Here is a 12,435-nt window from a genome sequence, read left to right on the forward strand (position 1 = left end):
AGTGGCTGTACTACATGATAATCCATCATCAATTCAAATAACTTTTGCGCAGAGCGCATTAATCAGAGGCGGCATGAGCGGTAACAAACACATTGGCTTAATGCAGGATATGGCGATTTTTGTGTCTGTGGTGAAAACCGGCAGCTTTTCCGAGTCCGCCAGGTTGCTGGGCGTGTCGCCTTCTGCGGTCAGTCGCTCCATCAAGCAGCTGGAGCAGCAACTGGGGGTGTGCTTGTTGCAGCGCACCACACGCAAACTGCGGTTGAGTGAAACCGGCCGGACAGTGTACGAGCGTTGTTTGCAACTGGATGACACCGCAAGAGAGGTGTTAGCACTTTGCGAAAGCCAGGACAGCTCTGCCCGCGGTGTGGTGAAAGTGGCCGCGCCCAAAGCCGTTGCGCATTCGCTGATTCATCCTTATGTCGCGGAATTTCTCAGTCTGTATCCGGACATAGATGTGCATCTGGTGCTGGATGATCAGGCGCTGGATCTGATTGAGCAGGAGATTGATATCCTGTTCAGAATAACCCGCCAGCCGCCACAGGGACTGATAGGGCGCAGCCTGATGCCGATTGATCATGTGCTTTGCGCGTCTCCGGAATATCTCAGTCGCAGAGGGACGCCGACCCACCCCAAAACGCTGGCGCAGCACAGCTGTATTTCGCTGGGCGAAAACGATGCAGACTCAAAATGGCGCTTCAGGCAGGGCGAAAGCCGCTTGACCGTGCCTGTTACCGGCCGCTACCGGGCTAACCATTCCCGTGTGCGGCTGGAAGCGGCGGAGCAGGGTATAGGCATAGCCAGTCTGCCGGTGTTTGTGGCAGAAGCTGGTATCGCCAATGGCAGCATCATACAGGTCTTGCCGGACTGGGAATTTGAAACCGCTTACACAGGCGATTTGTGGATGCTGTACCCGGCAACGCGCCATATTCCGGCCAAAGTCAGCCTGTTTGCCGACTATATTGTGGGTAAGCTAGGCAGGTGAGTGCTTGCTGACGCGTCTTCTATTTTCGATACAGACATGGCATCGACACAGCATGGCATCGGCGCAGGTGTGACGTAAAAACAGCCATCCTGAGGATGGCTGCGGCGTTATAACCTGAGGCAGGCATAAGAAACAGAAATCAGAAGCGGGTATCGACTAAGTGAGTGACGCAATCTGTGTCGTCAGCCACACAGATATAACGCCATTTGTCGAAGGTCAGGCAGGGGTGTGAGGTCGAGAACACCAGAATATCTCCGACTTTCAGATCGCAATCGGCCGGCACATTAACAAAGGTATGCTGATCCATGATCGCGGTGGCTTCCAGTCCCTGCACATTCAGCGGCTGGCCGTCGCGGAATCCGCGCTCGACAAGGGGCAGCCCGGCATCAAAAGCCACATCCCGTTTACCCATGCCGATCACGGCTTTGCAGGCTTCAGGCACAGACAATACATAGGCCCACAGTTCAAGGGCAGACTCCAGATCGCCGCCCAGTTCACAGGCGTAGCCCTGATTGTGTTTCGCCCGGGACATGACCTGCTGCTGAGCATCCTGATAAATGCCTGTGTCGTGGATCAGATAACAACCCGGACGTATGATGGCATTTAAGTGCGGATGGCATGAAAACTCATCTGCCACAATGTCGTACCAGGCAGAACCTGCCCCTGTGACAATCGGGCTGTCGACTGTGATCAGTTTTTTCTCGGCCAGTTGCTCGACCAGCATCACGGCATCGCGCAGAAATAACCGGATCTTATCTTCAGCATCCGCGCCGTGGATTACACCTTCGTAAACCTCCAGCCCGTGCAAAGTCAGACCTTTGGCGGCTTGAATGAAGCCAGCCAGTGTCTCCACTTCTTCGTGATTACGGCACCCGCACCGCCCGCCAGGAACACCGTATTCAATCAGCACATTCAGCGTGAGAGACGCATCTGAAAAGAAGTGGCTCAGCTGAGCGGCGTTTTCACAGGAGTCGACACAGCAATAGAATTGTGCGCCGTGCTGGCGCATCAGCCGGGCAATCAGTGCCATGTTGGCTTTGCCGACTAACTGATTGGCCATCAGAATATGTCTGGCGCCCGCCATTGCCGCTGTCTCGGCCTGAGCGGGAGTGGCTACAGTAATTCCCCAGGCACCGGCTTCCAGCTGCTCTGAAAACAGCGCCGGTGTCATTGTGGTTTTACCGTGCGGCGACAATTTCACCTGATGATGATTGGCGAACTGCTGCATCCAGTTCAGGTTATTGTGGATAGCCGATTTCCGGATCACGGCAGCAGGAAGGCAGATTTCCTCGTTAATCAGGCTGTATTGACCGTCACTTTTTTCATCTACCCACACACCTTTGGTGCCTGCAGGAAAGTTTTTGTGATCGAATTCTTGGTATTTACTAACATGCTTTTTGTTTGCTTGAGGCATTGGTTATTCTCCTAACATAGCCTTTAGGCCTTGCCACGTATGACTTGTGGCGTGTTGATAGTATGCCTTATGTTAGAAACTATCAAACAATGCGAGATGAATTGTGCGGTTTCTCACTGTTTGTTACCGCCCGTCTTACTAGTATTCACCCCATAGAGGAAAGGCAGCCGTGACCATTGAAGTGGACATAGTGTCCAGAATTACAGAGTGCTTCCCTCAATTAAGAGAAGCAGAAAAAAAAGTCGCCCGCCTGGTGATGGACGATTTAAGTGGTGCAGCGTCTGCCAGCATCACAGAGCTGGCTGAAGAAGCCGGCGTCAGTGAAGCCACTATCACCCGCTTTGCCAAAGCGGTGGGCTGTAAAAATGTGCGCGACCTGAAAATGAAGTTGGCCCAGTCACTGGCGGTAGGACAGAGATTCATCCATGAGAGCCCGGATGAATCGGGGATCCAGGGGGTGTATGAGTCGATTAAGAACGTCATCAACATCAACCGCAAAATAGTGAACGAGGCGGATGTCGCCCGAGCCGTTGAAATGCTGCTTAATGCCCGTCAGGTGTTGTCAATCGGGATGGGGGGCGGCTCTACCATCCTGTCTCAGGAGCTGCAGTTTCGCTTGTTCCGCATTGGCTTTGCCGTCAGTGCTTACAACGATGGTCTGTTAGCCAGGATGGTGGCCTCAACGGCCGACAGCAAAGATGTGATGGTTGCGCTGTCAGTCACAGGTTATACGGCTGAAGTGGTTGAACCGGCGTCTATTGCCAAGCAGTACGGGCTGAAGGTGATCGCCATAACTGCACCGGATTCGCCGCTGGCAAAGGTCAGTGATGTGGTGCTGCCGCTGGTCACGGATGAAACCGACTTCATTTATAAGCCCTCGGCCTCGCGGTACGCCATGATGGCACTGATTGATGTGCTGTCGACTGAACTGGCACTGAGCCAGAAGCGTCGCTCCCGCGACAGGTTGCGCCGGCTGAAACTGGCGTTAGACAGCCACAGGGGCGGCGATGATCGCCAGCCGTTGGGAGATTAACCCGCCAGCCTGATGTATCCCGGCATGGTGGTATCCAAGCATACAAAGAGAAGGAAAACGCATGCATTTTGAGACCGTATTCCGCCATGTCACCATTGTTGATGGCACAGGTGCTGAGGCGTATCAGGCTGATCTGGCCATCAAGGATGGCCGCATTGCCGCCATTGGTGATCTGGCTGGGTGTGAGGCAACTCAGATCATTGATGGTCAGCATCTGGCCCTGTCTCCGGGTTTCATTGATGTCCATACCCATGACGACACTAATGTCATTCGTTTTCCCGACTGCCAGCCGAAGATCAGCCAGGGTGTTACCACTGTGATTGTCGGTAACTGTGGTATCAGTGCTTCTCCTGCGACTCTGGCCGGGGATCCGCCCGATCCCATGAACCTGTTGGGCAAACAACAGGACTTCAAGTACCCGACATTTGCCGCTTACGCAGACGCCGTTCGTCAGGCGCAGCCGGCGGTCAATGTCGCGGCGCTGGTCGGCCATACCACTTTGCGTAATAACGTGATGGATGACTTGTACCGTGCTGCCAGCGAGCAGGAAATCTCTGCAATGAAAGCGCAGTTAAAGCAGGCGATGGCAGACGGTGCGTTAGGGTTAAGCTCCGGTCTGGCTTATGCTTCGGCTAAACAGGCGCCAACGCAGGAAGTGATGGCGCTGGCGGAAGAACTGGCGGCATTCGGTGGTATTTATACCACCCACATGCGTACTGAGTTTGAACAGATCCTTGATGCCATGGATGAAGCGTTTCGTACCGGCCAGCACGCCAAAGTGCCTGTGGTGATTTCTCATCTTAAATGTGCCGGTGCCGGCAACTGGGGACGGACGGTCGAAGTGCTGGAGCGAATGGAATCGGCCGCTCAGCGCCAGGATGTTGCCTGCGATTGCTATCCGTATTCCGCCAGTTCATCAACTCTGGATCTGAATCAGGTCACAGACGACATCGACATCTTTATCACCTGGACTGAAAAGCACCCGCAATACGCTGGCACCATGCTTAAAGACATTGCCAATGACATGGGCCTGCCGCTGATGGAGGCGGCCAAAGCTCTGCAACCTGCCGGTGCCGTGTATCACTGCATGGATGAAGCCGATGTTGAGCGTGTACTGAAGTATCGCCTGACCATGGTGGGTTCAGACGGTCTGCCCAATGATCCGCACCCGCATCCGCGGTTGTGGGGCGCATTCCCCCGCGTGCTGGGTTATTACAGCAGAGAGCGCAAGCTGTTCTCTCTTGAGCAGGCGGTACACAAAATGACGGGCATGTCGGCAAAGCGTTTCGGCCTGCAAGACCGTGGCGTGATTGCGCAAGGCGCGCATGCTGATCTGGTGCTGTTTAACCCGGACACCATTAAGGATGCAGCCAGTTTCGAAAACCCGATTGCCGCCGCAGAAGGCATTGAGCTGGTGATGGTGAACGGACAGATAAGTTACCGGCAGGGCCGGGTCAGCCCGCAACGTCATGGTCGTTTTCTGACCAGACAACAATCCTGACTCACACCGAATTTTTAGCAGTGAACATTATCGGAGAAGAAATATGGCGATTATTCGTTATGGCGTAGAAGGCGGAACAGGAACCGGCGGTCAGCATTTGCCTTTTGCACGTGCAACTCAGGCGGGCGGATTTTTGTATGTGTCCGGGCAGACGCCGATGACAGACGGCGAAGTGGTTGAAGGCGGCATTGTTGATCAGTCGCGTCTGGCGATTCAGAACTGTGTCGATATCATGGCTGAAGCCGGTTACGGCCTGGAAGATGTGGTGCATGTGAAAGTGGTGCTGACCGATTCACGCTATTTCCAGTCTTTCAATAAAGTCTTCAAAGAGTTTTTTGGTGAGCATCCGCCGGCGCGTATCTGCATGGTGTGCGATCTGGTTGTCGATGTGAAAGTCGAAGTGGATGTGACTTGCTACCGTGAAGATCGCCGTTAATTGGCTGAGCTTTATCGGAAACGCTGAAGCCTGAAATATCGCAAAAACAATCACTCTGAGCTGGAATATATCAGACAGAGACAAAGAAAAAGGGCTGGCAATGCACCAGCCCATAAAAAGCAAATTACTGAAATGAAAGCTCAATTCAGTAATACATGGGATAACCAAGCAGGTTCATCCCCAAGCAAATAAAAGCAATGACGGATTATAAGAGGTATGGAATGAACAGTACACTCTTTCTCACCGGATTCGGTGCATATGTGGTGTTTATGATCTGGTTGGGATGGTTTGTGTCCCGCTCGCAGAAATCGGGTGAAGATTTCCTGCTGGGCGGACGCGGTCTCCCTTTATTCCTGATGTTAGGGACAACAGTGGCGACTATGGTCGGTACCGGTTCCAGTATGGGGGCTGTGGGTTTCGGCTATAACAATGGCTGGGCCGGTGCGCTTTACGGTATTGGCGGTGCGTTGGGTATCCTGCTGCTCGCCTGGTGGTTTGCGCCGGTGCGTAAGCTGAACTTCATGACCATGAGCGAAGAACTGGCTTACTACGTGGGCGCTAACAAAGCGGTCAAAAACGTGGTCGGATTGCTGATCTTCATCGCTTGTATCGGCTGGCTCGGCGCCCATATTCTGGGTGGTGGTCTGTATCTGGCCTGGATAGCCGATATCGACCTGAACACCGCCAAAATCATTATCGCTGCCGCCTTTACAATTTATGTGGTGATAGGTGGGTATACCGCTGTGGTGTGGACAGATACCATTCAGGCCGTCATTCTGTTTGCCGGTTTTATCCTGATGGCGGTGCTGTCAGTCAATCAAATTGGTGGGTTGGAAAATCTGTACGCAGCCATGGACCCTGCCGCTGTCAGCCTGTTGGGTATTGATAAACTGGGCGGTCTGCCTGCACTGTCTCTGGCCACTGTGGTGGGTGTGGGTATCTTAGCCACGCCGTCCTTCCGCCAGCGTATTTATTCCGGCAAGAATGTGTCTACCATCCGGCGCTCTTTCGTGATGTCCGGTGTGCTGTATCTGTTTTTCTCTATCATTCCGGCCATCATTGGTATGTCAGCCCATGCGATCAATCCCGAGCTGAATAACGCCAATTATGCCTTCCCGTACATTGCAGCAACGGTATTGCCAGTCGGTATTGGCATGGTCGTGCTGATTGCCGGTCTGTCAGCCACTATGTCCAGCGCCAGCTCGGATGCCATCGCCGGGGTGTCTATCTTGCTGCGCGATGTCTTCATCCTGTTCACCGGCAAAGTGCCTTCCAAAGACAAAATGGTGCTGTACTCACGCCTGTCGCTGGTGATCGTGATTGGCATGGCGCTGCTGTTTGCCCTGACCTCCAATGACATTATCGGCTATATCACCAAAATGATTTCCACCGTGATGTCAGGCATGTTTGTCTGCGGCATGCTGGGACGCTTCTGGCAACGTTACACCTGGCAGGGCGCGCTGGCGACGCTGGCTGGTGCATCGGCAGCCTCCTTTGCCATCATACTGAATGCCGAGTGGGGCGCTTACTGGGGCAACCCCTGTATCCCTTCTGTGATCACCGCGCTGGCTGCCGGTGTTGTCGTCAGCCTGGTCACACCTGCCAACAAGGTAACGCCAGCTCAGGCGAAAGCCATTCTGGATGCAGAACGTGAAGCGATGGAAAACACTGTTCAGAAGGACATCGGTACTCAAGCAGCTTGTGCGAAATAATTAGCTGAAACTTGTAAAAATGCAGGTCTTTGTGATGAACCAAGGCCTGCATCATGAATTAGGCTTTAATTAGAAGCGGTTAACCTGTGCTGTTGGTGTCGGTAAGCAGTCCTCAACGCAGAAGGTTTGCTGGCTCTAGTGTTCAATCTCATTGAAGGGTACCAGTGTGAAAATCGCATTTTTTGGTGAATGTATGGTCGAGTTAAGCGGCCAGCCACTGCGTCGTACGTTTGGGGGAGACACCTTAAATACGGCGCTGTATCTGTCGCGTTTAGGGCGTTCCCGCCGACTGGATGTCAGCTATGCGACAGCGCTCGGAAAAGACAATATCAGTCAGGATATGTTGTCTGCCTGGCAGGAAGAATATATAGATACGCGGCTGGTGCGACGTCTGGAAGACAAGTTACCCGGTTTGTATCTGGTTGAAACCGAACCTAATGGCGAGCGTCATTTTCATTACTGGCGCAATGACAGTGCGGCGAAGTTTTATTTCGCCTCAGACGTGACGCCATTGGAAAAGTCAATTGTAAACAAAGAGTTTGATGTGTTTTATATCAGTGGTATCAGTCTGGCCATTCTGGCTGAAGAAGCCAAAGCCATTCTGATCACCTTACTGGAAAAGCACAAAGCCAACGGTGGCAAAGTCGTCTTCGATAATAACTTCCGTCCGCAACTGTGGACGGCGAAACAGGCACAATACTGGTACAAACAGGTGCTGCCATTTGTTGATATTGCTCTGATCACAGAAGACGACGATCACAAAGTGTGGGGCCAGAGTGACGTGATCGAACGGTGCCGCGATCTGGGCTGCCATGAGGTGGTTATCAAACGCGGCGCTGCACCCTGCGTGGTGGTGACCGGTTTGCAAAACCATCAATCCGAAGCCTGCGAAGTAGCGGCCAATCCGGTCGGCAATGTGGTGGATACCTGTGCTGCCGGCGACTCATTCGCTGCCGGATACCTGGCGGGACGCTTAAGCGGGCAAACCGCCAGTGTTGCCGCTGAGCTGGGCCATCAACTGGCCGCAATCGTTATTCAACACCCAGGCGCGATTATTCCGTCTGAAGCTATGACAGACATTATGTAAGGAGCTAGAAGTTAATGTCTCAATCCCTGATTGAAAAACTGAAACAATTTAAAGTCATTCCTGTTATTCAGATCAACAGTGTTGAACAGGCCGTTCCTCTGGCGAAAACCCTGGTTGAAAATGGCCTGCCTGTCGCCGAAGTGACTTTCCGTACCGACGCTGCGGCGGAAGCGATCCGTCTGATGCATGAAGCGTATCCGTCGCTGTGTATTGGTGCCGGCACTGTGTTGAATGCCGAGCAGGTTGATCGCGCACAAGCTGCCGGTGCAGAGTTTATTGTTGCACCGGGCCTGAACCCGAACACGGTTCGCTATTGTCAGGAAAAAGGCATTGCTGTGGTGCCGGGCGTGAATAACCCAAGCCAGATTGAACAGGCGCTGGAGCTGGGTCTGAACTTTCTGAAATTCTTCCCGGCAGAAGCGTCTGGTGGTATCAACATGGTGAAATCCCTGCTGGCACCTTATGTTGATGTCAGCCTGATGCCAACCGGCGGCATCAGCAAAGCGAACGTTCGTGATTATCTGGCTGTTGATCGTGTGCTTTGTTGCGGCGGGACCTGGATGGTGTCACCGGCACTGATCGACAATGGCGACTGGGATGAGATCGGTCGTCTGGTGCGCGAAGCCGTCGAGCTGGTTTGCGACTAAGTTGCGACTAAGTTGCGACTTTCACTCTTGTTTGAGCTGTGTGCCACTCCGTGAACGGGGTGGCATTTTTTGTTATGTTGCCGATCCTGATGAATCGAAGCGGCACTGTGTCAGATGCCCTTTGGTATCAAACACCAGGGCTAAGTTATCTGTCTGGCTCTGGGAGAACTGGGCCATACAAGTGTTTTTGGCCAATTGTGTCTGACTCTTTTCGCCAGTACTGATGACCACATCCACGCCCTGAATGGCTTGCAGCAAGGCCGGTGAAGCACTGGCCGGATACTGGCTCAATAGTACGATATTATGTATGCCTTTGATTTGCAGACGGTCGACACTGTTGCGCAGTAACTCAAGATCCTGTTCCTGCAAGCTGTCAGTTTGATCATGATACGGATTGATTAACGCCAGATACGCCACCTGCGTATTGCCATACCAGCGAATCAGCGCGTCCGCCCGGCCTTTATAGCGGTTATAGGCATAAACACCTGTCTCACTCTGCTTCAGCCCAAAATCAATGTTGCTCGCCAATACCGGATAATTCGCCTGTGGCAGCAGGTTCACCGAATCTTTGTATTCCCGTACTTCAGAAGTAATGGCTGTGATATAGGAAAACGGCTGACGTTCCACATTCGGATTTTGCGCAGAATAAAAGGTGATGCCATCACGGCTGGGCAGGGTGACATGATCAAGATCAGCCTGACTTGGCGAAGGCGGCAACTGAGTCAGAAAGCGAACCTGCAGATGAGCGCTATCCTGCAGGCTGGGCGTGCAGCCTGCCAGCAAGGAACCCATCAGAAGAAAAAGGCAAAGGATGAAACGGCGCATAACAATATCGGAATGTGATCTAGGTCGCTATTTTCTGCTTTTTGCAAGGAAATGACAAGAGGCCAGGTGACATGGTGTAAGAGCGGGTGGCAGTAAAATCGGTAAATTGAAAAAAGTCGGGTGGCTGTTTTCATCAGCAGAGGGGGCTAACTCCCTCTTATAGCGCTGAAAACCCAACAAACGCTCATACCGTAACGGGCAAAAAACGAGAAGAAAGACAGGTTTTGAACGCAAAATAATCACTCAGTTCAAAATGATGAATTTTGCAGTTGACTCGATCTCTCCATTGCGTAGAATGCATCCCGTACCGCAACGGAGGCTAACGACGAAGCGGTCATGGTAATAAACGATAACCGAATCGGTTCATCAGTTTAAGGCGCGTTGGCAGAGTGGCTATGCAGCGGATTGCAAATCCGTGTACCTCGGTTCGACTCCGGGACGCGCCTCCATTTGCGACACTAGCTCAGTTGGTAGAGCGCAACCTTGCCAAGGTTGAGGTCACGAGTTCGAACCTCGTGTGTCGCTCCAAATTTTATAGTAACGGCAAGCTGCCGATACTAAAGATGGTGTCTAACCCATCGCAATCCAGAATTGCGTGCCCTGGTGGTGAAATTGGTAGACACAAGGGATTTAAAATCCCTCGACGTTCGCGTTGTGCCGGTTCAAGTCCGGCCCGGGGCACCATCAAAATCAACGGCTTACAGGCTAACGCTTGTAAGCCGTTTTTCTTTTCCGAATGTTTTCCGAATATCTTTTCCGAATATAAATCAGTCTTTCTGCTTGGGCTCCTTATCAGCAATGCTTACCTCTGCTGTAAGCTAGCTGATGAACATCCAATAAGTTAATTCGTTTGAGATAGGTAGCGATTCTCACACCAATGCAGTTGAGTGCTTTACATGGTTTATTTTCACGATTATAGTTATTTTCATGAATCATGAAATATTTGATAATCGTGAAAGTGGTCAGGTTTATGAAAAGTGTTGAAATCACCATTGATCAAATTTTAAAGCGACTTCCTGAAAGTTGGGAACCACAGTACACGGCATATTCTTACGATGACATAGACGGCACGTTAACACTCAAATTTGGTGATAATACGCGATATTTTCCTGTGAAGATCAAGCAGGTACATCGTAAAGAGTCACTGTATACCTACTCCGAACAGTCTGCTCAAACGGGGATGTTGATTACCAATACTTTGTCTCAATTTCTCAAAGGCGAATGCGATAAGTTAGGTATTAACTATATCGATGGCAGTGGGAGCGTAAGGATCGTTCAAGATAATCTATACGTATTGATCGAGAGACTAGGTAACAAAGCTGAGGTATCAACGCATAGCAATACCATGAGTATTGGAATCGTAAAGTGTGTATTTGCGCTGTACTCTGAACCAAACCTCTTGTACGCAACGTATCAGGAAATTGCGTTAAAGGCAGGGGTTTCTTTAGGCATGGTCAACAAGGCAATACAGTATTTAATAAACAACCGGTACATGCCACAGGCCAAAAAGTCACGCCGTTTGCTCGATGTTGACCAGTTATTGTATGAATGGCTAATTAGTTACAGAAAAACGATTATTCCTAAGAGAGTCACCATTCCATATCCACCGCCTTCAAGTTGGAATGAAATCACATTGAAAGATAGCCAGTTATGGGGAGGAGAAGTTGCGGCTTTGCAACTTACTGAGTACCTAAATCCTCAAGAGTTGTTGTTATATAGCTCAGAAGCGATGCAAAGGTATCCATTAGGTACGAAGGATTCACCAATGCTGTATGTGACTAAACCTTTTTGGGGAAATGAGCTTGAGATAAGCGAGAAAGGTCATGCGTTGTTAACCATCGGAGACTTGCTAGCTTCACATGATGGTAGAAACCGAGAAGTTGCGGAGTTAATCAATGAACGATATTTACGAATTAAAGTACTCCCTCAATAATGATTTTTTAAAAGCTTTGTCCACTGTCGTTAAAGCAGCGGATGCTTTGAGTGTCCCTTACTTTATTGCTGGTGCTACAGCCAGAGATATTGTATTGCACGGCATTTTTGGTCACACACCTGGTCGGGCAACACGAGATATTGATACAGCGATATTTGTTGATAGTTGGTCTCAGTATGAGGAAATGAGAGGAAAGCTAATTGCATCTGGCCTGATTGCAACGGATATTGCACATCGGCTTACCGAACCGCAATCAGGATTGCCTGTAGACATTCTGCCTTTTGGTACGTTGGAAGATTCTGAAAGGCGCATACAGTGGCCACCAAAACATGTTGAAACAATGTCGGTCGTTGGATTCAGTGAAGCATATGAATCCTCTATTCAAGTAAAATACGATGATCTTCTTTTTCATGTAGCCTCGTTACCAGGAATTGCACTAATGAAATTGATAGCCTGGTGGGAGCGGGGTAATGAGAACCCAAAAGATGCCAGTGATTTTTATCTGTTACTCAGTAAATATCAGCTTATCCACATTGATCGGATGTGGGAAGACTACATCCCAAGTGATTTGGGATATAAAGTCGAATTCGTAACAGCATTTCTGCTTGGCTTTGATATGCGTGATATCTTGAAAGAGAAATCTAAGGAAATTCTTATAGACATCCGTGATAACCATCAAGATGGCTTGATCACAGCGATGAGTAAAGGTAATCACGGAATCGATATAGACGGATTAGAAATTGAGCTGAAAGCTTTTTGGCGTGGTTTGTTATAGATAATTTATTGACCCTGTAAATAATTCTGTGTAACTGCCTTGGTTACATGTATTCAGTGAGTCTATCCTCGAACATAATCATAAAGC

The 12,435-nt window shown here is 50.6% G+C and carries 11 protein-coding genes and 3 tRNA genes; 12 read left to right on the forward strand and 2 right to left on the reverse strand.

What is annotated here, in order from left to right; translation table 11 throughout:
- The first annotated feature begins 73 nt into the window (after positions 1 to 73).
- Positions 74 to 985 (forward strand): LysR family transcriptional regulator, encoded by a 912-nt coding sequence (locus Q4491_RS07440; protein ID WP_303456085.1) that lies wholly within the window; start codon positions 74 to 76, stop codon positions 983 to 985.
- 139 nt (positions 986 to 1,124) lie between these two features.
- Here the strand turns inward: Q4491_RS07440 and Q4491_RS07445 are convergent, their stop codons facing one another.
- Positions 1,125 to 2,399 carry an amino acid deaminase gene (locus Q4491_RS07445; RefSeq protein ID WP_192014890.1) on the reverse strand — a complete coding sequence of 425 codons (1,275 nt, stop codon included), beginning with the start codon at positions 2,397 to 2,399 and terminating at the stop codon, positions 1,125 to 1,127.
- Between the two features lie 169 nt (positions 2,400 to 2,568).
- On the opposite strand from Q4491_RS07445, the gene Q4491_RS07450 reads away from it, so the two are divergent.
- From Q4491_RS07450 to Q4491_RS07475, 6 genes are all read left to right on the forward strand, one after another.
- The gene (locus tag Q4491_RS07450; protein ID WP_192014891.1) at positions 2,569 to 3,432 is read left to right on the forward strand and encodes a MurR/RpiR family transcriptional regulator; all 864 of its coding nucleotides are present in this window, start codon (positions 2,569 to 2,571) and stop codon (positions 3,430 to 3,432) included.
- A gap of 61 nt (positions 3,433 to 3,493) precedes the next feature.
- Positions 3,494 to 4,933, forward strand: a complete 1,440-nt coding sequence (locus tag Q4491_RS07455; protein ID WP_303456088.1) for an amidohydrolase family protein — start codon at positions 3,494 to 3,496, stop codon at positions 4,931 to 4,933.
- 43 nt (positions 4,934 to 4,976) lie between these two features.
- Positions 4,977 to 5,369 carry a RidA family protein gene (locus Q4491_RS07460; RefSeq protein WP_192014893.1) on the forward strand — a complete coding sequence of 131 codons (393 nt, stop codon included), beginning with the start codon at positions 4,977 to 4,979 and terminating at the stop codon, positions 5,367 to 5,369.
- Positions 5,370 to 5,590: 221 nt separating this feature from the next.
- Positions 5,591 to 7,081, forward strand: a complete 1,491-nt coding sequence (locus Q4491_RS07465; protein WP_192014894.1) for a sodium:solute symporter family protein — start codon at positions 5,591 to 5,593, stop codon at positions 7,079 to 7,081.
- A gap of 166 nt (positions 7,082 to 7,247) precedes the next feature.
- Positions 7,248 to 8,168 (forward strand): sugar kinase, encoded by a 921-nt coding sequence (locus Q4491_RS07470; RefSeq protein ID WP_192014895.1) that lies wholly within the window; start codon positions 7,248 to 7,250, stop codon positions 8,166 to 8,168.
- Between the two features lie 14 nt (positions 8,169 to 8,182).
- Positions 8,183 to 8,815 (forward strand): bifunctional 4-hydroxy-2-oxoglutarate aldolase/2-dehydro-3-deoxy-phosphogluconate aldolase, encoded by a 633-nt coding sequence (locus Q4491_RS07475; RefSeq protein WP_303456092.1) that lies wholly within the window; start codon positions 8,183 to 8,185, stop codon positions 8,813 to 8,815.
- A gap of 72 nt (positions 8,816 to 8,887) precedes the next feature.
- On the opposite strand, the gene Q4491_RS07480 is transcribed toward Q4491_RS07475, so the two are convergent.
- Positions 8,888 to 9,640, reverse strand: a complete 753-nt coding sequence (locus Q4491_RS07480) for a hypothetical protein (protein WP_303456093.1) — start codon at positions 9,638 to 9,640, stop codon at positions 8,888 to 8,890.
- Between the two features lie 375 nt (positions 9,641 to 10,015).
- Between Q4491_RS07480 and Q4491_RS07485 the strand changes: the two genes are divergently transcribed.
- From Q4491_RS07485 to Q4491_RS07505, 5 genes are all read left to right on the forward strand, one after another.
- Positions 10,016 to 10,089 (forward strand) — tRNA-Cys (locus tag Q4491_RS07485).
- 3 nt (positions 10,090 to 10,092) lie between these two features.
- A tRNA-Gly gene (locus Q4491_RS07490) sits at positions 10,093 to 10,168 on the forward strand.
- Positions 10,169 to 10,237: 69 nt separating this feature from the next.
- Positions 10,238 to 10,324, forward strand: a tRNA-Leu gene (locus Q4491_RS07495).
- A gap of 286 nt (positions 10,325 to 10,610) precedes the next feature.
- Positions 10,611 to 11,573, forward strand: a complete 963-nt coding sequence (locus Q4491_RS07500; RefSeq protein WP_303456095.1) for a type IV toxin-antitoxin system AbiEi family antitoxin — start codon at positions 10,611 to 10,613, stop codon at positions 11,571 to 11,573.
- A complete protein-coding gene (locus Q4491_RS07505; RefSeq protein WP_303456097.1) occupies positions 11,536 to 12,348 on the forward strand; it encodes a nucleotidyl transferase AbiEii/AbiGii toxin family protein in 813 nt (270 codons plus the stop codon). The genes Q4491_RS07500 and Q4491_RS07505 overlap by 38 nt, the downstream gene beginning before the upstream one ends.
- Positions 12,349 to 12,435 lie beyond the last annotated feature (87 nt).

The sequence above is a fragment of the Photobacterium sp. 2_MG-2023 genome (assembly GCF_030547675.1).
GTDB classification, from domain to species: domain Bacteria; phylum Pseudomonadota; class Gammaproteobacteria; order Enterobacterales; family Vibrionaceae; genus Photobacterium; species Photobacterium arenosum.